General features: G+C 40.6%; 18 protein-coding genes. 2 read left to right on the top strand and 16 right to left on the bottom strand.

Translation table 11 applies throughout. The features are described from left to right. Positions 1 to 77: 77 nt before the first annotated feature. From rapZ to mazG, 7 genes are all read right to left on the bottom strand, one after another. Positions 78 to 1,043, bottom strand: a complete 966-nt coding sequence (gene rapZ / locus ACT3S4_RS11720) for an RNase adapter RapZ (protein WP_444761120.1) — start codon at positions 1,041 to 1,043, stop codon at positions 78 to 80. Positions 1,044 to 1,085: 42 nt separating this feature from the next. Further along, on the bottom strand, positions 1,086 to 1,994 hold the full coding sequence (gene panC / locus ACT3S4_RS11715; RefSeq protein WP_444761119.1) for a pantoate--beta-alanine ligase: 909 nt from the start codon (positions 1,992 to 1,994) through the stop codon (positions 1,086 to 1,088). A 41-nt stretch (positions 1,995 to 2,035) separates the two neighbouring features. Then, entirely contained in the window at positions 2,036 to 2,836 is an 801-nt protein-coding gene (gene panB, locus ACT3S4_RS11710) for a 3-methyl-2-oxobutanoate hydroxymethyltransferase (protein ID WP_444761118.1), read from the bottom strand. 149 nt (positions 2,837 to 2,985) lie between these two features. Beyond that, complete coding sequence (gene folK / locus ACT3S4_RS11705) at positions 2,986 to 3,507, bottom strand: 2-amino-4-hydroxy-6-hydroxymethyldihydropteridine diphosphokinase (RefSeq protein WP_444761117.1); 522 nt, start codon at positions 3,505 to 3,507, stop codon at positions 2,986 to 2,988. Continuing rightward, on the bottom strand, positions 3,500 to 5,776 hold the full coding sequence (gene pcnB / locus ACT3S4_RS11700) for a polynucleotide adenylyltransferase PcnB (RefSeq protein ID WP_444761116.1): 2,277 nt from the start codon (positions 5,774 to 5,776) through the stop codon (positions 3,500 to 3,502). Before pcnB ends, folK begins: the two co-directional genes overlap by 8 nt. A gap of 166 nt (positions 5,777 to 5,942) precedes the next feature. Beyond that, positions 5,943 to 6,242 (bottom strand): ComEA family DNA-binding protein, encoded by a 300-nt coding sequence (locus ACT3S4_RS11695; RefSeq protein ID WP_227694019.1) that lies wholly within the window; start codon positions 6,240 to 6,242, stop codon positions 5,943 to 5,945. Between the two features lie 71 nt (positions 6,243 to 6,313). Then, entirely contained in the window at positions 6,314 to 7,195 is an 882-nt protein-coding gene (gene mazG / locus ACT3S4_RS11690) for a nucleoside triphosphate pyrophosphohydrolase (protein WP_444761115.1), read from the bottom strand. A 176-nt stretch (positions 7,196 to 7,371) separates the two neighbouring features. Between mazG and ACT3S4_RS11685 the strand changes: the two genes are divergently transcribed. Continuing rightward, a complete protein-coding gene (locus tag ACT3S4_RS11685) occupies positions 7,372 to 8,859 on the top strand; it encodes a phosphomannomutase CpsG (RefSeq protein ID WP_444761114.1) in 1,488 nt (495 codons plus the stop codon). 100 nt (positions 8,860 to 8,959) lie between these two features. On the opposite strand, the gene ACT3S4_RS11680 is transcribed toward ACT3S4_RS11685, so the two are convergent. Genes ACT3S4_RS11680 through galE form a run of 4 tightly spaced genes read right to left on the bottom strand, consistent with a single transcriptional unit; the run spans position 8,960 to position 14,077 of the window. Further along, positions 8,960 to 10,381, bottom strand: a complete 1,422-nt coding sequence (locus ACT3S4_RS11680; RefSeq protein ID WP_444761113.1) for a UDP-glucose/GDP-mannose dehydrogenase family protein — start codon at positions 10,379 to 10,381, stop codon at positions 8,960 to 8,962. A 40-nt stretch (positions 10,382 to 10,421) separates the two neighbouring features. Further along, positions 10,422 to 12,089 (bottom strand): glucose-6-phosphate isomerase, encoded by a 1,668-nt coding sequence (pgi, locus tag ACT3S4_RS11675; protein WP_444761112.1) that lies wholly within the window; start codon positions 12,087 to 12,089, stop codon positions 10,422 to 10,424. A gap of 3 nt (positions 12,090 to 12,092) precedes the next feature. Then, positions 12,093 to 12,977 (bottom strand): UTP--glucose-1-phosphate uridylyltransferase, encoded by an 885-nt coding sequence (locus ACT3S4_RS11670; protein ID WP_444761111.1) that lies wholly within the window; start codon positions 12,975 to 12,977, stop codon positions 12,093 to 12,095. A gap of 53 nt (positions 12,978 to 13,030) precedes the next feature. After that, complete coding sequence (galE, locus tag ACT3S4_RS11665; protein ID WP_444761110.1) at positions 13,031 to 14,077, bottom strand: UDP-glucose 4-epimerase GalE; 1,047 nt, start codon at positions 14,075 to 14,077, stop codon at positions 13,031 to 13,033. A gap of 160 nt (positions 14,078 to 14,237) precedes the next feature. Between galE and ACT3S4_RS11660 the strand changes: the two genes are divergently transcribed. Continuing rightward, positions 14,238 to 15,218, top strand: a complete 981-nt coding sequence (locus ACT3S4_RS11660; RefSeq protein WP_444761109.1) for a capsular polysaccharide export protein, LipB/KpsS family — start codon at positions 14,238 to 14,240, stop codon at positions 15,216 to 15,218. Here ACT3S4_RS11660 and kdsB read toward each other — a convergent pair. The 5 genes from kdsB to ACT3S4_RS11635 all read right to left on the bottom strand — a co-directional run bounded on the left by kdsB (position 15,197) and on the right by ACT3S4_RS11635 (position 21,739). Then, positions 15,197 to 16,474, bottom strand: coding sequence for a 3-deoxy-manno-octulosonate cytidylyltransferase (gene kdsB, locus ACT3S4_RS11655; RefSeq protein ID WP_444761108.1), 1,278 nt, complete (start codon positions 16,472 to 16,474; stop codon positions 15,197 to 15,199). The two genes, ACT3S4_RS11660 and kdsB, sit on opposite strands and share 22 nt — an antisense overlap. 19 nt (positions 16,475 to 16,493) lie before the next feature. After that, complete coding sequence (kdsA, locus tag ACT3S4_RS11650; RefSeq protein ID WP_444761107.1) at positions 16,494 to 17,333, bottom strand: 3-deoxy-8-phosphooctulonate synthase; 840 nt, start codon at positions 17,331 to 17,333, stop codon at positions 16,494 to 16,496. 42 nt (positions 17,334 to 17,375) lie between these two features. Next, positions 17,376 to 18,332 carry a KpsF/GutQ family sugar-phosphate isomerase gene (locus ACT3S4_RS11645; RefSeq protein WP_444761106.1) on the bottom strand — a complete coding sequence of 319 codons (957 nt, stop codon included), beginning with the start codon at positions 18,330 to 18,332 and terminating at the stop codon, positions 17,376 to 17,378. Between the two features lie 937 nt (positions 18,333 to 19,269). Further along, on the bottom strand, positions 19,270 to 20,769 hold the full coding sequence (locus ACT3S4_RS11640; RefSeq protein ID WP_444761105.1) for a capsular polysaccharide export protein, LipB/KpsS family: 1,500 nt from the start codon (positions 20,767 to 20,769) through the stop codon (positions 19,270 to 19,272). 406 nt (positions 20,770 to 21,175) lie between these two features. Continuing rightward, positions 21,176 to 21,739, bottom strand: a complete 564-nt coding sequence (locus ACT3S4_RS11635; protein WP_444761104.1) for a CatB-related O-acetyltransferase — start codon at positions 21,737 to 21,739, stop codon at positions 21,176 to 21,178. Between the last annotated feature and the right edge of the window lie 80 nt (positions 21,740 to 21,819).

The following is a 21,819-nucleotide window of genomic DNA, read 5'->3' as shown; positions in this document are numbered from 1 at the left end:
AATAAAATTAACAGGGGCATGTCCTCATTTTAGGAATAGTCATAAAAATGAAGATATGCCCCAGTGTTTACCAATAACTACCAACGATTTTTTTCACGATGTTTCGCCAGCACTTTTATACTTTGCGGCATAACATCGGCAAGACGACGTTGTAAATTATCGGTGATGAATACTGAACGATGCTTGCCACCAGTACAGCCAATAGCCACTGTCACTGTATGGCGGTTATTGTGTAAAAATTCGGGCAACCAACGGGTTAAAAACTTATCTATATCATCAGTCATCTCAGCCACTTCTGGATAGTCGGCAAAGAATGCGGCAACTTCCGTGTCTAGACCTGTCGAAGTACGCAGTTCAGGGTTCCAATGTGGATTCGGCAAAATCCTCACATCAAAGACAAAATCTGCATCAATAGGACTGCCATATTTAAAGCCAAAAGACAGCAGATTAATCACAATCTGATTGTCCACGCCGACATGTTCACGCAAGCTGTCTTTCAGTTGATGAATATTCAAATTGCTGGTATCAATTCTGATATCGGCATGACCTGCGATAGGCTCTAACAGCTCCACTTCTTTTTTAATCGCGGCAGGTAGATTAAAAGCAATGTGCTTGGCATTGTCACTATCGATATCCTGTGACATCAGCGGATGTACGCGGCGTGTCGCATTAAAACGTGCTATCAAAGTGCTTTCTTGCGCGGTCACATACACCACTTTGACCGCATGCGCCCCATATGTTTTCTTTAAGGATGCATGCATCTCTGCAAACTTGGATAGATCCGCTCGCGGTGTTCGAATATCAACACCAAGCGCAATACGACGAATCCCACTTTCATTGACCAATTTATGCGCAGCATCCGGCAATAAGGATAACGGTAAGTTATCAATAGAATAATATCCTAAATCTTCTAAAATATTTAATACTGAGGTTTTACCTGAGCCTGAACGCCCTGATACCACCAGAATACTGAGCTTATCGGTTGCTATTTTACACGCTACCTGCTCAGATTGACTGTTATTTTCACCCTGACTCACATCCATGATTCACCCATTCTAGTCCATTGCATCCTGAAAATTACTATGTCACAACGATTGATCCACCGTCACCAATTGATTGTCTAACAAACGTGCACGTCCTAGCCAAGCAGCGACTAAAATCATCAAATTCTTATTTTCTACATTAAAAGTTACAGTATCATTGGTGAGTGACTCTAACGTATCGGTTTTAATGTCTAAATAATCAATAATGAAGCCAGCATCCGTAATACGCTGATGCGTTTCTGCTAGCGACGACTGAACAGCTTGTTGGCTCTGTTCGCCTCTCTCTAACTGCTTTGCTAAATATTGTAGCGCTTGATGGATAACAGGTGCTACCTCACGTTCAGTCGCACTTAAATATTGGTTACGCGATGAAAGCGCCAAACCATCTGCAGCGCGGACAATAGGTGCCCCTATAATTTCAATGGGATAACTTAAATCACGTACCAATTGCTTAATAATCGCTAATTGTTGATAGTCTTTTTGTCCAAAAACAGAAATATCCGGTTGTACGATATTGAACAGTTTAGAGACGACAATACCAACACCGTCAAAATGCCCAGGACGTGATTGACCACATAATTGAGTGGTAATAGCTCCCGCGAGAACGGAAGTCGGCGGCGGTAAGACTGGGTACATCTCTTCAATACTGGGTGCAAACACATAATCAGTATCGACTAATGCTAGCTTAGCGACATCCTCATCAAGCGTGCGAGGATAACTATCAAAGTCCTCTCCCGCGCCAAATTGAGTAGGGTTAACAAAAATACTAACCACCACGATATCAGCATGTTGCTTGGCTATTTTTACTAATTCAAGATGACCAGCATGCAGATTGCCCATCGTTGGCACTAAAGCGATGCGCTGTGGGCCATCTTGATTGTCATTTTTTTGTCCACTATAAGACTGTAAAGCCGTACGCAATGCGGAGATATGATGATGAATGATTGGCATGGTTAACTATTCTTCTACTGATAATCGTAAAAACTAAAATGTTAGCTAAACTGGTGCTGCTCGGTTGGAAAACTGCCTTCACGTACTGACTGCTGGTAAAGGGCAAATGCGCCTTCGATACTGTGCGCGCTATTACGCTCATCGGTCAAAAAGTCATGAATAAAGCGCGGGACACGGCCGTGTGCCATACCTAGCATGTCATGCATGACCAACACTTGACCATCCGTATCTGCACCAGCACCAATCCCAATAACTGGTACTGCGACGGCTTCCGTCACTACTTTTGCAAGCTCAGCAGGTACGCACTCTAACACTAGCAGCGCAGCACCTGCCGCAACGACTGCTTTCGCATCAGCAAGCAATTTATCAGCCGCTTCGTCACCACGACCTTGGATTTTATAACCACCAAACACATTGACTGATTGCGGTGTTAATCCTAAATGCACACAAGTAGGCGTCCCTGCTTGCGCTAAAGTCGCGATTAAATCGCAAAGCTCACTACCGCCTTCAATTTTAATCACATGCGCGCCCGCCTGCATCAGCTGGCGACTATTGGCAACCGCTTCTGGTAGGGTGACATAGCTCATAAATGGTAGGTCAGCCAAAATCAGTGCGTGTTTATTGCTACGGGCAATATTGGCTGTATGATAAGCCATATCATCGACCGTGACAGGCAACGTAGAATCATGACCTTGCACCACCATACCCAAACTGTCACCGATTAAAATGGTATCAATCTCTGCTTTTTCCATCATGCGTGCAAACATCGAGTCATAGCACGTTAAGCAAGTGAACTTGGTGCCGTCTTTTTTAAACTTTTTTAAAGTAGATAACGTCGTCATATGATCCTCGATTAACCTTTAGTACCTTTTAGCACCTTTAGCTGTCTCTAGCTATTATTCTGATTGTGATCAAAACTTTTAGCAATCGTTTGGTATAGGTGATTCACCTTAAAAGAGGTGAACGTTTTCACTCTTTTATAATAGATTGGCTACAGTAGTTTTAAGCCTGTCCAATCTTTGCTAGGCGGATAGTCATCTATCGACTTGCTAGCAATGATAAGCGCTGGAGCTAACTCTCGCAGTGGTAATAAGACAAAATTACGCTCAAACAATCCAGCGTGCGGTACGGTTAATTGTGGCTCAGTGATTTGCGCCTCACCGTATAGCAAAATATCGACATCCAAACTACGCTCACCCCAACGCCGTATTCGTGCACGCTTAGCCTCTTCTTCTAACTGTTGACAGTAAGCAAGCAACTCAAAAGGCGGCAATATCGTCTCAAACTCAGCGACGGCATTAACAAAATCAGGCTGATCTTGCGGCCCCATAGGCGCTGAAGCATAAAACGAAGAAACACGAACCGCACGTATTTGCTTATGCTCTTGCATCGCTGCGATTGCCTGCTGCAAATGTTCTACTGGTGAACCCAAGTCGTTAGACAAATTGCTACCCAAACCTACGTAGCAGGTTACCCAATTCGCGTTGCCCGTATCGTCAGTAATATTAGACATTGTCAGTACTAGGTTGGCGACGGCGACGTTTCGATGGGACAGGGCCTTTATTGTCATTCATACTACTCGTACCAACATTGCCGTTAGCAGCTTGGCTGGTTTTAGCAGACTTTGCTTCTGTCGTTCTAACTGGTTTTTTAGCGCTTGCAGGTGTCGTAACCTTCGCCACTTTTTTGCGCTCAACCGTTTTTTTAGCCGGAACATCTGTTTTATCAGTAGGCTGGGCTGCTGGCTTAGGTGCTTTTTTTGCATACTTTGCTGCAGCTTTAACGTCGTTGTTAGTCGTTACTTGCGTCTCTGTATTACTAGCAAGATTTATACTCTCTACACTCGGCTGACGACGGCGACGCTTATGCGGTATCGGCTCATTATTCATACTGACGAGCGCTGGCGATCTTGCTACCGAACGAGCCACAGATGAAGGCATAACCTCTGACTGTGTTGCTTTTGGCTGCTGAGCTTGATTTGAGCGATCAGGTTTACTGTCAGCCTTACTATAAGAGTTAGCATCAGAACTGGCATCCTGATTTTTTAGCGCTTTCTCAGCCGATACATTCTTCTGAGCAGGTTTTTTCTGAGCCGCCCCTTGACGACTATCAGGTTTATCACCATTTGATAGCTGCTTCTGCAATGGTGGCACAACTTTTTCATGCTCGATTACAAAGAGTGGTGCAGGCTTGGAATGATGGCGTTTATTTGCCGCTTGGTTGCTGCTATTGGCAAGGGATAGCTGTCGTAACTGAGCAAGCTCATGGCTGTCTTGACTTACTTGCTGCGATTCATAGTACTTGTTGTTATTGCTACCAGATTGTTTAACAGAGTCTGATTGACTGGCAGCGCGGCGACGGCGTGCTGGAATATTTGACGGGTCATTTACCATATTCTGATCATTCCTACCCTGCTCAGCAGTATCATTGGCTTTGCTGTGCTTGGTATTTTTTTGATGAGATATTGAGTGATCGATGCTATTTGACTCTGAATTTTGACGATTACGCCCACGACCACGCTGCGCTTGTTGCCCTTTTTTATAGGCACCGCGACGAATATTTTCATCAAAATCATCAATGACTTGCTGCTGCTCTCGTTCAGACAATGTCTGATAGGTCTGCCACCAATCGCCCATACCATTGGTCGACTCTGATAACGGATGCTCAGCATCACCGCATTGCTCACGCAATAACAAAAAGTCAAAACCTGCGCGAAAGCGTGGATGCTCAGAGAGCTGAACGATTTGTTTGCTACGCGGGGCTGCAAGTCTTGGCTGCAATATCCAGATATCACGGATAAACTGCTCTGCAAATTTAGGAATCGCGGTCTTGATACGTTGACGATCAATCACTTTACCAGCGGCGTGCATTTGCGCTTCAGCAAACGGCATATTGCGCTTCTTGGCTTTTGCCAACTGATGCAGATAGTTTTCCCATAATAGCGCAGCATAAAAGAACGCCGGATTGATACTTTTGCCCGCAGCAATACGTTTGTCAGTATTAATAGCGACTTGATTGACCAGTGCACTTGGCTCAGATGGTGGGTAGATGATTAAGCTATCAATCGCCCCTGACTCAAACAATAGCGGCAATAATGGCACCAGATAACCACCGGTAAACATTTTCTGGGTTTCATCATAGAGACGATGCGGTGATATTTGCTCAAGCAATGCCCAGTTGCCATCATGAAACTGATCGGCTAACTCGTCATCAAACTCAAAACCGAGCTTGGCTTTGAAACGTAAAGCACGCAACAAACGGACTGGATCTTCTTCGATACGCACGGGCGCATGGCCGAGCAGTCGAATGATTTTATTATCAATGTCGTCAAGCGCACCGCAAAAATCATGAATCACACCTTTAAGCGGTTGATAATAAAGCGCATTAATAGAGAAATCGCGACGAGAGAAGTCTTGTTTGATATCACCCCAAACATTATCACGCAGGATCATACCGTCTTGATTGGTATTAGCATCATTGGTTGGTGGACCACGGAAGGTAGCAACCTCAATCAACTCACGGCCTGAATACACGTGCGCCAACTGAAAGCGGCGACCGATAATGCGGCAGCGCTTGCCAAAGACGTCTTTGATCTCATGCGGCTTGGCATCAGTGACAGCGTCAAAGTCTTTTGGACGTAAACCCAATAAGGTATCACGCACGCCGCCACCGACGATATAGGCATCAAACCCAGCTCGGTTTAAGGTGGCAATCACTTCAGTAATGGAATTGGGTAATTCAGATTTATTCAGTTCTAACTGCTTGGCGGCACGCTCGGCCATGCATCTACTCCTCGCCGGTATTCTTTAACCACCCCTGATGAACACAGCGTTTATCAGGCGGATGTACCTGCTAGTTTAACAAATTTTGCGCCTAGTAGGTGTGTTATGACTGATACTTACGTGCTATTTTGTCAATATTGGGGTTAATTAAAGCAAAATACTGCCCTTAATCTTGTACGCGTAAACGTCCTCGATTTTTCTCAACCGTTTTTGCACCAATACCTTTGACCTTTGCTAACTCATCCACTGTCTTAAAATCACCAAACATCTCACGATATAAAATAATCGCTTGGGCTTTGCTGCTGCCGATACCGTTTAATGAAACGAGCTCACCTTCACTAGCACGATTGATATTAATGGTGGCTTGGTCACGTACCTGTATTTTGGCACTTTCTTGCGCCAATAGATATTCATAAGCCCTCTGAGGATTATCAAAACAAGGCGCAGCTTGAACACTGTTCAACATAAAAACCGCCAATATTAGACTGAAAACAGCCATATTGACCAAGCTAACAAACGAGGCCTTATGATAAGCGTTCATGACGATCGTTCATGTTGTTTCGCCGCTTCCCATAACGCATCCATCTCTGTTATATCGCTGTCTTCTAAACGCTTGCCAGCCGCAGCTAACTGCGCTTCAATATAACCAAAGCGTGATTTGAATTTATGCACACACGTTAAGGTGGCTGCTTCTGCATCAAGATTGAGTTTACGCGCCACATTGACCAGCGCAAACATACAATCACCCAGCTCTTTTTCAATATCGCTAATATTGGCTTTGCTTATGTCATATTCAGCAGCATCTTTTGATTTATCTATCAATTCAGCCTTTAACTCGGCAATCTCTTCATCTAGCTTATCAAAAGCTCCGCTAACGCCCTCCCAGTCAAACCCTAACTTTGACGCCTGTTTTTGTACATCTTGCGCTTGCATGAGCGCACTGCCCGCTTTGGTATTGTCTAAACGACGTTTTGGTTTGCCTCGTGCCGCGCGCGCTTGCTGCTCTTCCACTTTAATCTCATCCCAACGAGCTTTTACCGCCGTGTCATCTTCAAGGGTTTCAGCCTCAAACACATGCGGATGACGACGAATGAGCTTTTCTTGTAAAGTGGTGATAACATCACTCATGCCAAAGCGACCTTGCTCCTCATACATCTGACAATGAAACACCACTTGCAGTAGCACATCACCAAGCTCGCCTTTGATATCCTCATCGTCATTACTTTGTACCGCTTCGCCTAGCTCATAAGCTTCTTCGATGGCATACGGAATAAGACTGTGATTGGTTTGTTTTTTATCCCACGGACAATCAACACGTAGCCGTGCCATCAAAGCCAATAAATCGTCTAATTCACCGCTGGCGACAGGCGTTCCTTGCACAGGCTCAGGTAATGTGGTTTGTTTTTTTAGAATACTCATAAAAAGGCTCTTATATTTTTTTTAATCATTGCGTCGAATATTTATCGCCTAACAGAGCGACAGGCATGAGTACGACTCATTTAGCAGTTAGTGTATCATTGAACCTTGATTGGCTTATAATCGTGCTATCTGCTTTATTATTTTATCATTGCCCACGTGCAAGGAATTTTATCATTATGTCTACGTCTGCGACCATTCGTTATCAGCCAGAAACTGCATTTAATCCCATTATTATTGATTCATTTAAAGCTTATGATATTCGTGGCGAGCTTGGGGTAAATCTAAACGAAGCCATTGCTTACCGTATTGGTCGTGCCTTTGCACAGATTTTATTTCAGCGTTATGGTGCGGCGGTTGAGGCTCATGGCAATGATATGGTAAATCTAAAACCTGCCATCGTTATTGGTAGCGATATTCGCCATTCAAGCGAGCAGCTAAAACAAGCGACTATCAAAGGTATGCTAGATGCCGGTATCGACGTGATTGACTTGGGCATGAGCGGTACAGAAGAGGTCTATTTTGCCACCAGTTATTATCAGGCATTGGGTGGTATTGAGGTCACAGCCAGCCATAATCCTATTAACTATAACGGCTTAAAATTGGTTAAGGAACATTCAAAACCAATCAGTGCTGATGATGGTTTGGCAGAGATTCAAGCATTGGCAGAATCTGGGCAATTTACCGCTACTAATACTCTAGGAAAACTGCAATTACTAACTGATAAAAGCGCTTATATCAATCATGTCATGACTTTTATTGATACCGATAAGCTCAAATCGCTTAAATTAGTGATTAACTCAGGCAATGGCAGTGCGGGACCCGTAGTTGACTTATTGATTGAAAAGCTTGCACAAGCTGGTTCGCCAATTGAAGTGATTAAACTGCATCATACACCAGATGGTAGCTTCCCCAATGGCATCCCCAACCCTATGATTGAAGCCAATCGAGTGGCGACTCAGCAAGCTGTTTTGGAAAACAAAGCAGACCTTGGTATTGCCTTTGATGGCGATTTTGACCGCTGCTTTTTATTCGATGAACATGGTGAATTTATTGATGGCAGTTACATCGTCGGCATGCTTGCCCAAGCATTTTTGAATAAGTACCCAAATGAGTCAATCGTCTACGATCCACGGGTCATTTACAATACTGAAGCCGTGATTAAAGAACATAACGGTAAGGCTGTCATCAGTAAATCTGGACATTCATTTATTAAGCAAGTCATGCGTGACTCTGGCGCTGTTTATGGCGGCGAGATGTCTGCGCACCACTATTTCCGTGACTTTTTCTATTGCGATAGCGGCATGATCCCTTGGCTGCTCACCATCGAGCTGTTGTCTGTCACCGGTAAGACTTTATCAGAATTGGTTACTGGCTATATTCAAGCATACCCAAGTTCAGGCGAGCTTAATTTTCGTCTCACCACTCATGATGCGCCAACGATTATTAGCGCTATTGAGGAAAAATTTAGCAGCGAAAATCCGACCAAATCAACCCTTGATGGCTTAAGTCTTAACTTCGGCGAGTGGCGCTTTAATCTGCGAGCCTCCAATACCGAACCACTGATCAGATTAAATATTGAAAGTCATGGCAATGAAGAGTTGTTAGCTATTAAAATTCGAGAGATTCAACAGTGGCTAGCAGCGCAAGGTGCTATACCAGCGTAAATTAATACGACTTAATATGGGTGATTTCGATTAAAAACCAAAAAAAGCTCGCTGATAATTATCAACGAGCTTTTTTGATGACAAAAAAACTGAAATAAAGCTATTTAGACCGACCAATGCCCATATAGTCACCTACCAGATTATCGATCTGCAATCGTGTCAGTGCATTTTGCGCATCAAATACTGGCATCGCGTGTTGATTAAGCTTGGCAATATCTAGTTGATCTTGTGGCGACCAACTAATGATAAAAATCGCCTGTGCGGCACTTAGCTGCTGATAAGGATTATTAATCAATTGCAGTAATGATTGCTGCTGATAAAGCATGGCAAGTTCATCTTGTGCTTTATCGCTATATACCAAAGTACGAATATTATAAGACCATAATAACGCTAGTAATGGATGTATGGCTGAGCCTGAGGTACGTCCTGAGCCTGATTTATAACTACCGCCCCAAATCATCACCGTTTTATTGTCAATAAAACCATCAAAATATTGCCAGAATTTGCGGAATATCAGCTCTTTCTGGTCTTCGTTGATGTGTATGACTGACTGCAGCAGCGGCATATCTAAACTGTGCGTTTGGCTGGACTGCTGTAACTTCGCCAGTTCAGTGGGTAGTGTGTTGCCACCAAAGCCCCAGCCTGCTTGCAGATAACTGCTGCCGACCCGCGCGTCTAACCCCATGATACGACTGACTTGCTTGATATCTACCTGTTGACTGTCCGCCAAGCGTGACATCTCATTCATAAAACTCACTCGCGTCGCCAGCATCGCCATGATACTGCTACGGGCAAACTCTATCGTTGCGATATCAGCGTGATGAGCGGCACGCGCATGCTGCATTAACGGCTTCAATACTTCTAGATGCTGGCTACTGTTGGCTGTTTTTTCACCAAGCAACCACAGTGAGGGATTTAACATTGAGCTATAAGCATCACCATCTTGCAAGAATACAAACGGCACATAGTAGACCCACGCGCGCTGCAAATTTTGCGCCAGTGCTGAGAAAACCCCTAGTTTCTCAATGCCACTTATAATCACGGGTAATGACTGCTGATGGCTGTGGTTGAAGGCAGTAATCCAGCTGGCTTCTACCCATACTGGCTTGATACTGTCTAAAAACAACCAATACAGCGCAACGGTGCTTTGGTCGTCAATCTTACTAATCTCATTGCTCTCATTGATGTGACGACTGTCACTAAAATTTGTCGTTTCATAATATTGTATTAACGTGTCAGCGCTAGCTGGTAATGCTGTACTGATAATAACCTGCTGCTGCTCGTACATCTGCCACAGTGCTTGCAAATGATGCTCAAAGCCGTATTGTTGTATTTGCTGCGTCAATAGCTCAATATCTGCATAAAAATGCACGCGCTGACCGAGACTTGCCAGCACCACGGCGCAAGTAATGGCCTCAATGCTATGACCAATAAGCACACAAACTTGCTTGCTTGCAGTGCTTTGTGATTTAGATTCATGCGTATATTTAGGTGTATTGTCATTTATAGAAACAGCGCTCATGCGTTCACCTTTAATGATTATCGACTTAGTAGCAAAACGATCAAGACAGCTGCTGAATGTGTTTTAACAGCTGGTTAGTGGAGCTGTCAAACTGACTCTCACCTGCTTGCTGCATGGCTTGATGTACGGACTCCGCCATTTGCTTGCCCATCTCGACGCCCCATTGATCAAATGGATTAATATCCCAAATGCTGGCCATGACATAGACTTTATGCTCATAAAGCGCAATCAGCGCTCCCAAACTATGCGGCGTCAGCTCATCGATTAGCAATGTCGTTGACGGCTGATTGCCACGGTAATATTTATATTTATCCGCGGCAGAAGCTACTTGAACCTCAGACTCTTGGAGCGCGGCATTACCAAAAGCTAGCACTCGGCTCTGTGCTAGACAATTAGCCAAAGACAGCTCATGCTGCTGCTGTAATGGCGCATTTTGCGATTGACCACTATAGCGGCGCACACAAGCAATAAAGTCACAAGAGACTTGCTGTGTGCCTTGATGTAGCAACTGATAAAAGGCATGCTGAGCATTAGAGCCAATCTCGCCCCACAGAATCGGACAGGTATCGTAGTCAATATGATCACCGTGCTGGGTGACCGATTTACCATTACTCTCCATCTCAAGCTGGGTTAAGTAGCTTGGTAAATAGTTAAGACGACCATCATAGGGCAATACGGTATGAGCATTCACTTGCAAAAAGGTACTGTTCCAAACAGCAAGCAAACCCAACAATACTGGTAAATTTTCTGCAAAATCTGCTTTGGCAAAATGCTCATCCATACTATGAGCCCCAGCCAATAACGCTTTAAACCCATCTATACCGATACGAATAGCAATAGCAAGACCAATCGCCGACCATAAAGAAAAACGCCCACCAACCCATTCCCAAAGCTGTAGCTGATGCTCAGGATGGATACCCCAAGCACTCATTTTTTCACTATTAGCAGATATACCAATAAAGTGGCGGCGTAGCACACTGTCTTCAGTACCTGCACGCAGCTTGGCAGTGGCAAGCAGCCATGACAATGCTGTCTTAGCATTAGATAACGTATCAACCGTACCAAATGACTTGGACGAGATGATAAACAAGGTCGTTTCAGGATTGAGGTGCTTGAGCAAATTATCAAGCTGAGTACCGTCCATATTAGAGACGAAATGTACTTCAATGTCGGTATCTGCCCACTCATCCAGCGCGGTCGTCGCCATAAGCGGGCCAAGATCAGAGCCACCAACGCCAATATTCACCACATCCGTGATGGCTTTACCAGAAAATCCGCGCCATGTACCACTACGGACACGTTCAGATAAACGTGCTACTTGCGACAAACTATCATGCACATCAGCGACGACATTTTGCCCATCAACGTCTAGTTTGGCAGACTCTGGCAATCGTAGTGCTGTATGCAAGGCAGCACGCTCCTCGCTGGTATTGACCATCGCGCCTTGCATAAGTGCATTAATCCTTGTGGACAATTCACAGCTTTCTGCTAACTGCAACAGACTTGCCAGTACCTGCTCGTCAATACATTGCTTGCTATAGTCCATATATAGCGCGCCAGCTTGCATGCTAAAGCGCGTTGCACGACTGTCATCTTGTGCAAACAAAGCTGCCAGTGACCATGGCTGCTTTGCTAGCGTTTGTAGCTGCTGCCAGTATGTAGAGTTTCGAGCACTGTTATAAGCGCTATTGCCCTTTATCTCAGCCATCAGTTATTCATCTGCTGCTAATTGCTGCTGCGCAAAGTAGATAAACGCCTGCATATATGAGCGCATATCACCTGCATCATAGCTGTCGCCGCGCATGGTCGTGACATTCACGCCGTATTCGCTAATCAAGGCATCAATCGCATCGGTCAGCTGAATTTCACCACCGACCGAGGCTTTGGTATTGGCCAGATAGTCAAAAATGTGATTACTAAAGACATAACGACCAACAACTGCTAATTTTGAGGGTGCATTGGCTAAATCGGGCTTTTCTACAAATCCTGCGACTTTGAAGCTGGCATTACTGTCTGCTTCACCATCTTCCCTGCTCTCCTCACTAAACGCTTCATGCAGTTTGGCAATACCATATTTATGCACATCTTCATCGGCAACATTATCGACCAATATTTGTGAATGATTGTCTTCAGCAAAAGCATCAATCATAAAGGCTAAGTTATCAGCAGCCATATCGCCAGTAAATGGATCAAGCACAACGTCGGGCAATAATACGGCAAAATCATGCTCACCAATAATGGGGCGAGCCGCGAGTACCGCATGACCTAAACCTAACGCCTTGCCTTGACGTATCATCGCAACCGTCACATCGTCTGGTAGCCAGTTTAAGCTATCGGCTAGCTCATCTTTACCTTTATGACGCAGCTGGTTGTCCAGCTCAGCATTGATATCGAAGTAGTTTTCAATCGCGCTCTTTTGTGCATGACCAACCAAGACAATATGCTTAATACCAGCAGCAATTGCCTCTTCAACCACATAGTGAATAGCGGGACGATTACCAAGTGGCAATAGCTCTTTTGGTACAGCTTTAGACAATGGCAACATACGAGTACCAAAGCCTGCAACAGGGATAACGGCGTGGGTGATTTTTTTCATAATTTTTAAACTGTATTAAAAGAGAATAAGATAAAGGTTATATTTTATAAAAACTAAGCTAGATTATAGCCATTCGGATTCATACTTTGCCAACGCCAGCTATCTTGGCACATCTCAGTAATTGATAATTTTGCTTGCCACTCTAACAGGTTTTTCGCTTTATCAGCACTGGCATAGCAACTAGCAATATCTCCAACTCGGCGATCTGTAAATTGATACGGAATTGGTTGTCCATAAACTTTAGAAAATGCTGTTACTAACTCTAATACAGAAGTGCCTTTACCTGTTCCTAAATTAATAGGTAAAAATCCTACTGAATCTCTTTTTCCTGTATTTATTTGACCTTCTAAATAATTCAGCGCAGCAACGTGACCTGTTGCCAAGTCAGTGACATGGATAAAATCACGCACGCCAGTACCATCAGTAGTTGGATAGTCATTACCAAAAATATTAAGTTTGGCAAGCTTACCAACAGCGACTTGCGAGATATAAGGCATCAAATTATTTGGGATATCATTCGGGTCTTCGCCAATCTGCCCTGACAGATGTGCCCCTACTGGATTAAAGTATCTAAGAGATATCAGGTTCCAACTATAATCCGATACAGCAAGATCTTCTAAGATATGCTCGACGGCAAGTTTGCTTTGTCCATAAGGGTTTGTACAAGAACGCGGTGAATTCTCATCGATAGGTAGCGATTCGGGATCACCATAAACAGTCGCAGAGGAAGAAAAAATGAGGTTTTTGACATCATACTCTACCATTACTTCTAGTAAGGTAATCGTACCACTGACGTTGTTATTGTAGTATAGCAATGGCTTGGCGACAGATTCGCCAACCGCTTTTAGTCCAGCGAAGTGAATCACGCCGAAGAAATGATGAGATGAAAATACTTGTTTAAGTGACTCAGCATCGCGAATATCGCCTTCGATAAACTCAATAGGCTGACCAATGAGATTTGAGACACGATTGATTGCTTCACGACTACTATTAGATAAGTTGTCGTAAACTACAATCTCATAACCAGCTTCATGCAGTGCGATACAGGTGTGTGTGCCAATATAGCCCGCACCACCCGTGACTAGTATTTTTTTATTCATAATATCAACCCATTATATCCAAAAGCTATTATTTTTCGAAGTAGGTATTCGTTTTTACTCGTAAATGCAACTATACTGGGAACGATGAAGGATTACCAACGTAAACACCCTAATCATGGATCTCTGATTTTCTACTATCAATCTAAGCCACAATCATATTATGAAATTTAATGCTTATATTCGACCACTATTATCAGGTTATTATAAACATAATCGTCAGCCAAAACAGCGTTTAGCGTTAGTTGTTGGCATGCTGCCATGGCAAGATTTGGTTGGTGATTGGGTGTTTGAGTCATCCCATATTCAAATACAACGGCACTTTGATAAGCGCTACTTTGCTATCTGGCTAAAGCCATTTATAAAACGTGTAAACCCTGTTATTTATATTTGGGGTTATAAAGCGCCTGATTATTTTATTGAGTATATACGCGAGCAAGAGCTTGATATCTTCTTTTTAGAAGATGGTTTTGTCCGTTCAGGACCCGAAGATGAAAGTAATGCGCCACCATTATCTATTGTGATGGATAGTCAAGCACCCTACTTTGATACGACTCGCCCAAATGATCTGACTGATCTCATCGCCAATTTTGATTTTGAGCAGGATGGCTATGATGAGACACTAGCACAAGAGATGCTTGATTATTATGTGTCGCATAGAGTGAGCAAATACAATCATCAATCTTATGTCGATGTTGCACCACTATATGGTACTAAAAATAAAGAACGTATCTTAGTCTTAGGGCAAGTGCCATATGATGACTCGTTGAAATATGGCGGCGGTGACGGTATTACTTTATTAGATGTCGTGAATAAAGCAATTAAAGAAAATCCTGACGCCCAAATCATCGTCAAACCACATCCAATGACGCTAGACAACCCTGACATTGTTAGCACACTTACTAAGCTAGATTGTCTGATCCTTACACAGTCTATTCACTTGGTCGACGCACTAGAGACAATTGATCATGTTTATACGATTACGTCATTAGGTGGCTTTGAAGCTTTATTAAGAGGCAAAAAGGTCACCGTATTAGGCCGACCTTTTTATGAAAGCCTTTGTCAAACAGAGAGCATCAAACATCAGTACTTTCTATTATGCTACTTATATAGTCAAAAAAATCACTGTGTTACGTTGGCATGAATTTTGAGAAATGCAGCAGGATCTTCTATCAATTTAGATTTACCTTGCTCAATCAAAATTTTATCAGCTATTTCACGCAAAGCACCAAAACCACCCTTGGTATCTGTCACTAAATCACATTTAGCTTTTACGTATTCAGGAGCGTCAGCGACAGCCACGGCAACACCACAACTGATGAAAGCCGGTAAATCAATGGTGTCGTCACCAATATATACCGTATTGGCTTTGATAGTATTTGCACGTTGAATGATCTCTTGACAAGCCATTTCTTTATTTTTAATACCTAGCATAAAAATATCGATACCCAAGTCAGAGATTCTCTTCCTCAAAGGTTTAGAGTCTTTACCTGATAGTACAGCTACTTGAATACCTGCCTGTTGCAATAGCTTGATACCCAAACCATCACGTACATGAAAGCGCTTCATACATTCACCATGTTCATCATAGTAAATACCACCATCTGTTAATACGCCATCAATATCAGTAATAACAAGTTCGATATTGGAGAGTAAAGACTTTTCACTCGCTGGCTGCTTACCTTGAAGAATAGCGATTACCTTTTGAAGGTCCTCAGGAGTATCTACACCAGGCCCTGTCTTCATTACTTCAAATGCATAAATATCTATGTCACTGTCTAATAATCTTAACTGTTCTAATTGCTCTGCTGATTCGATATTAGATTCAGGCAATTGCGCATATCGTTCTAGAACAGACTTTCGATAAGCATATACACCAACGTGCTGCTTATAATTAATTTGTACATCGTTGTTTCGAATAAAAGGTATCGGAGAACGACTAAAATAACACGCACGACCGCTATGTGATGTGACCACTTTAACAGTATTGGAATCTTTAGCCTGCTGTGCGCTGATAGAGTGATAAATCGTTCCAACTTCAATTGACTCATCGCTACGCATGGCGTTAATCAACATTTCAATATCATCAGAACGTACTAAGGGTTCATCACCTTGTAAATTGATATATAAATCAGCGTCTACCTTACTCATAACTTCCACGAGCCTATCAGTACCTGAAATATGAGTTGAAGCAGTCAGTATTCCTTCACCGCCAAAATTTACAACTGTCTCAAGTATCCTCTCATCATCTGTTGCTACTATTACTTCAGCATTTTTGACTGATTGAGCTTTCTCATATACATGCTGAATCATCGGTTTACCCAAAATATCAGCAAGTGGCTTACCAGGAAACCGTGAAGACGCATAACGTGCAGGGATAATAATAGCAACAGAGTCCATCTAATACACCTTTATATATTTACTGAATATCAATGCTTGGTAATGACTTAATTAAATCATCTACCTGCTTCATCTGTTGTAAAAATGGCTCTAATTTATCTAGCGGCAATGCACTTGGTCCATCGCATTTAGCTTCACTAGGATTGGGGTGCGCCTCTAAGAACAGTCCTGCAAGTCCGGCAGCCATACCTGAACGAGCCAACTCTATAATTTGATCTCTACGACCTCCTGATGCATCACTACCTGAGCTTCTGGTTTGTAGTGCGTGCGTCACATCAAAGATAATAGGCGCATTATTACTAATGCGCTTCATTACGCCTAATCCCAACATATCGACGACCAGATTATCGTAACCAAAACAGCTACCACGTTCACAAAGCATGAGTTTATCATTACCCATTTCATGAAACTTATTGATAATATTTTTCATCTGCTCTGGGCTTAGAAACTGTGGTTTTTTAATATTAATCGGACGACCAGTCTCTGCTAAGGCTTTAACCAAATCAGTTTGACGCGCCAAAAATGCGGGCAGTTGTAAAATATCAATAACTTCAGCAGCTGGCTGACACTGAGCTATTTCATGTACATCTGAAATAATCGGCACACCAAAGGTTTCTTTTACTTCTTGTAAAATCTTCAACCCTTCATCTAATCCTGGCCCACGGAAAGAATGGATCGAAGATCTATTGGCTTTATCGAAGCTGGCTTTAAATACATAAGGTATGCCAAGCTTTTGAGTAATCTCTACGTAAGCCTCACATGTTTTTAGAGCAAGATCTCTTGATTCAATAACGTTGATACCGCCAAACAGTACAAAAGGCAGGTCATTGCCAACGCTAATTTCTTCAGTAATTTTCATTGATATTCCTCAATACTATAATCATTAGTCGTATGTGTTTATTTAATTAATACCAGCTTGCACTAAATCACGTAAAGCAAGCACGCCTACCAGCTTATCACTATTAAAAACTATAAGCTGGTTCACCTTCTTTTGTCTCATAATATTGAGTGCTTCAGATGCCTTCATTTCAGGTGAAGCGGTAATAGGTGTGGTTTTCATAACACTAGCAATTGGTTGGCTCATATCTTGGTTTATCGTGAGCAGTCGACGTATATCGCCATCTGTCAAAACTCCATAGTTATTTTCACCATCTACTACAACCGTCATGCCCAATCTTTTTTCTGTGATTTCAAACAAAGCATCTATAATACTAGTGTCACCAGTAACAACAGGAACTTCATCACCAGACTTCATGATATCAGACACATCAGTTAATAGTTTCTTACCAAGAGAACCAGCAGGATGAGATAAGGCAAAATCATCAGACTTAAAGCCGCGTGCTTCTAACAATACAATAGCAAGTGCATCACCTAACACCATAGTGGCTGTGGTACTAGAGGTAGGAGCTAGACCCATTGGACAAGCCTCTTCAAAGTCACCAAGCGTCAAAGCTACGTCTGCTTCTTGAGCTAATCGACCTGATAAATTTTTAGTGATGCTTATTAAAGGTAAGTCTAGTTTCTTAATGACTGGTAATAAAACATTGATTTCATCACTATTGCCAGAATTAGATATGGCTAAGACGACGTCACCTTTTACGATCATCCCAAGGTCGCCATGACCAGCTTCACCAGGATGCACAAAAAACGCTGGTGTGCCAGTAGATGCCATCGTTGCAGCTATTTTACGTCCAACAAGACCTGACTTGCCCATACCAGTTATAATTAGACGTCCTTGGCAATCAATTATAAGTTTGCATACTTTATCAAACTCAATGTAATTAATGCTATTAAGCATAGTTAGTATCGCTTTCATTTCAATATCAATTACTTTTTTAAGTATAAGTCTATTTGACAAATAAAACTCCTAAATTTAGTTAAATTTAAATAAAGTACCATTAGATGAAATAATACTTTATAAAATATCTGTAAACCTCAAAACTTATATCCCAGATAAACAATACATCATTTCCATGTAATGTTGGCTTTGGCAGTCTCTACTCCATATTAGTAATCATTCCAAGACATGTGACTACTAATTGACTATATAGGTATGAAAATTATAAATGAAGGTAAATGAATCATTAAAAAATATGGTAAAAGTAGAAGACGACAATGCCTTCAGGTCAATATTGATGGTGCTACTAATACGAGATAAACAAGATTCGTTGCTATTTGATCGTTATTATGGTGAATTCAGAATACAATTCATATCATGAAAATTCTAGGTAAATTATTCTCCATACATCCTTGGCATAGAAATTTTCCTTTGCGCACTTTTTCTCAATGCAATTTAGATCAGGACTGTAAGGGGTTAGCCAGAGAATACGATGACTATATCTATTAAATATTTTTTAAATACGTTTATTTTTATGAAAGTATACGTTATCCATAAAAATCACGCATTTGACTTTAAGACTTGAAATTAAAGTGTGCTTACACCATTAATAGAATACATGACAATTAATATTGGTCTCAAAGTAATTAAGCGCAACCAGCATCTTTTTATAGAGATGAGCGATGACGTTAGCTCTTATCTTCGCTTGTCAGTTATAGTGATTGATACAAGACTTTCCTATCGGGGCATAAGAGTAAGGACAAATAATTTCAGCCTCAAAGCCGCTTTTGTCTATATGCAAAATTGAATAGCCTGGCTGTATAAATCTATAAAGCTTACTTTGATACATTGATATAGTTAGATAAGCTAATAGATTTTAATCAAGTTTTTCAACAAAACCATTTTAAACTAGTCATAACACCTCATTTTAAAAAATAGATATTTTTTATTCTAAATACTATAATTTATATATACTATTTACCTCCTTAATTATTTTATTTTTTATTTTCTTTCTATTGATAGCAATATATGTCCAAAAGTAAAAGAAAAACCTCTCATAGTACTCAATAAATAAGTTTAGATCCAAAAAATCAATACAATCTAAATCAGAAATATACTCTATTTGATAGGTAATCTGACTATATTCAGACTTACCAAAACTAATTATTGGTTTCTTTGCTAAAATAGCATCCCATCCAACAGAAGAGTTGCATAAAATCACAAAAGTACAAACTTGAATTAATACATTTGTTGGCTCACTTGCAATGAATACATTTTTTTTCTTAATATTTTCTAAATAATTTGATATCTCAATATCTGAACAATTTGGATGCCTTGTTATTACAATATTAAAATTAGTGTCTTTGAATTTTTCTATAGATAGTTCAAGCATCTCTATAATTTTGAAATTACTCAATTTTTGAACTGAATCAGCAGGTATTTGAAGAGCTATCAAAATAAACTTATTATATTTCTTTAAAACCTCATTTCGGTTTATTTCAGGAAGCCAATTTAACTTAAACTCATTAAATAATTTACTTGCTACCCATGCATCAACAGTTTCTAGATTTTTTAAAACATCAGAGTTGCAAAACTCTAACCAACCAGAATAACCACCTCTATCCACTAAAAAATATCTCGACTTATGTGTTGTTTTTAAATGTAAAAATCTTTCATTAGGCCTACTGTACTTATGCTGATCAATAATAAATATTCTTTCATTTTTCTGGTATGGATAATAAAGGCTAGGGCCTGGCATAGAATATTGAGGCGCTAAGCTTATGTCGATATTTAACCCTTCTTTAACAGATTTTACAATATTTAAAGGGTATGGTAAGTTATTTATGTTATAGCTATTTACTGTATCGAAATTATTCCAGATATGAGAAGGTATTCTAAATATTAATGTATTCTTATTTTTTTTTATAGGTACTCCAGAAACAATCCCAGTAACACTTTCTGAAAAAGAATCTAGGTCAAGATCTAAAATATTCAATACAGATGAAAACTTTTGAATTACCAGCATTCCATCTATATTTCCGTTATGAGTAGTTTTTAATTTTAATAGATCGATAGCTTCCTTGAAAAGAAAAGATCGCAATAAACAATTAAAGTAGTTCTTAAAAACAGCTTCTTCTTTAATTAATAACGATTTAAAAACAAGATCATTCTTTAAATTTACTAAGTACTTAACTCCGTTTCTAATATAAAGTATATTCCCTGACATTTCTGCAAGTGTAACTATATTCATAACAACTATTGGCAAGTTGCGTTTAGGAAGAATAGATAGCTTTTCAAATAAAAAAGCAGGAAGTTGCTCTCTATATTGGTTGTTAAACATTTTACGAGTAAACAAACTATAGATGGACAGGTCGTCTGGAGAGACAGTATTACACAATGCTATAGCTGCTTGTATTTCACCAGCTGATATTAGTTTCTTTATATAAAAATCACTCATTAGATTCTGCCTTATATACATTACTCTTAATAAGTATAATTATTTAAAAAATATAATATAGATTTACGAATAATATTTTGCTAAAAGTAAATCAGCTAATCCGACTGTTTTCTAGCAATATTCATATCTATGTTTGTTACCATTTTTCTATATTTTAATTAAGTTTTATTGCGCTAATATATTATCTTATACAAAAAAATCACTAAGTTCATAATTAAGGTCCAAAATTAATTACTCCCATATAATTTTAGCTGGCAAATACTTTTTAATATTTTTCTCACTAATCAAATACTCCAACTGTTCTATAGCTCTATAGATATCGTTGAAAACCATATCGTCAAATTGCTTGATATCATATTCCCACCACTTAATCTTCAGAAGCTTATCAATAACTTGTTCATCAAATCTATATATATTTAATGTGCTTGGCCGGAATTCCTCCAACTATCTCGTACGGTTTAACATCTTTGTTAACTACAGATCGGCTTGCTATTATAGCCCCATCTGCAATTGTAACACCTCTACGTATGAAAACACCTTCACCAATCCACACATCGTTACCAATCATAATTTTTGAAGCATCCGGAGTTAAACTTTTAACCAGCTTTGAGTTTTCAATAATATCAGCTTTAAACTTTCTATAAAAACCACCAATGTCTTCTCGATCTTTAAAGTATTTAGTTGAATAAAATATCGGTGAAGTTGAAAGGAAGTTGATTGGATGCTCTGACTCACCAATAACTGAATTTCTAGCAATAGAACAGAATCTTCCTATAGTTGATACGTTCATAAGTAGTGCATTTTCACCGATATATGAAAAAGCTTTCATTTCATCAATATCATAATAACCTCTACCCAACCATACATTAGGTTCAAAAATCATTTTTTTTCTGGGAGCGAATTTTGTATTCGCTGTATCAATAACATCTACGCCTTGAGAAATTAACCTCATGAAAGGATTTCCGCTCATAAAATACCTCTAAAGTTGTACTATTAACATCCTATAAAACCCTTTAACTATGAAAAATTGTCATTACTATCAGCAATTAA

This window comes from Psychrobacter sp. AOP30-A2-5 (assembly GCF_052378115.1).
Classification (GTDB): domain Bacteria; phylum Pseudomonadota; class Gammaproteobacteria; order Pseudomonadales; family Moraxellaceae; genus Psychrobacter.
This window is presented reverse-complemented; position numbering and strand designations above follow the sequence as displayed.

Bases quoted from the DNA above. Each gene is read 5' to 3' on its own strand.
- rapZ (WP_444761120.1), bottom strand. From the start codon at position 1,043: ATGGATGTGAGTCAGGGTGAAAATAACAGTCAATCTGAGCAGGTAGCG.
- ACT3S4_RS11670 (WP_444761111.1), bottom strand. From the start codon at position 12,977: ATGAAAAAAATCACCCACGCCGTTATCCCTGTTGCAGGCTTTGGTACT.
- panC (WP_444761119.1), bottom strand. From the start codon at position 1,994: ATGCCAATCATTCATCATCATATCTCCGCATTGCGTACGGCTTTACAG.
- ACT3S4_RS11685 (WP_444761114.1), top strand. From the start codon at position 7,372: ATGTCTACGTCTGCGACCATTCGTTATCAGCCAGAAACTGCATTTAAT.
- ACT3S4_RS11695 (WP_227694019.1), bottom strand. From the start codon at position 6,242: ATGTTGAACAGTGTTCAAGCTGCGCCTTGTTTTGATAATCCTCAGAGG.
- ACT3S4_RS11635 (WP_444761104.1), bottom strand. From the start codon at position 21,739: ATGAGCGGAAATCCTTTCATGAGGTTAATTTCTCAAGGCGTAGATGTT.
- galE (WP_444761110.1), bottom strand. From the start codon at position 14,077: ATGAATAAAAAAATACTAGTCACGGGTGGTGCGGGCTATATTGGCACA.
- ACT3S4_RS11680 (WP_444761113.1), bottom strand. From the start codon at position 10,381: ATGAGCGCTGTTTCTATAAATGACAATACACCTAAATATACGCATGAA.
- ACT3S4_RS11640 (WP_444761105.1), bottom strand. From the start codon at position 20,769: ATGAGTGATTTTTATATAAAGAAACTAATATCAGCTGGTGAAATACAA.
- ACT3S4_RS11660 (WP_444761109.1), top strand. From the start codon at position 14,238: ATGAAATTTAATGCTTATATTCGACCACTATTATCAGGTTATTATAAA.
- panB (WP_444761118.1), bottom strand. From the start codon at position 2,836: ATGACGACGTTATCTACTTTAAAAAAGTTTAAAAAAGACGGCACCAAG.
- mazG (WP_444761115.1), bottom strand. From the start codon at position 7,195: ATGAGTATTCTAAAAAAACAAACCACATTACCTGAGCCTGTGCAAGGA.
- pgi (WP_444761112.1), bottom strand. From the start codon at position 12,089: ATGGCTGAGATAAAGGGCAATAGCGCTTATAACAGTGCTCGAAACTCT.
- kdsA (WP_444761107.1), bottom strand. From the start codon at position 17,333: ATGAAAATTACTGAAGAAATTAGCGTTGGCAATGACCTGCCTTTTGTA.
- folK (WP_444761117.1), bottom strand. From the start codon at position 3,507: ATGTCTAATATTACTGACGATACGGGCAACGCGAATTGGGTAACCTGC.
- pcnB (WP_444761116.1), bottom strand. From the start codon at position 5,776: ATGGCCGAGCGTGCCGCCAAGCAGTTAGAACTGAATAAATCTGAATTA.
- kdsB (WP_444761108.1), bottom strand. From the start codon at position 16,474: ATGGACTCTGTTGCTATTATTATCCCTGCACGTTATGCGTCTTCACGG.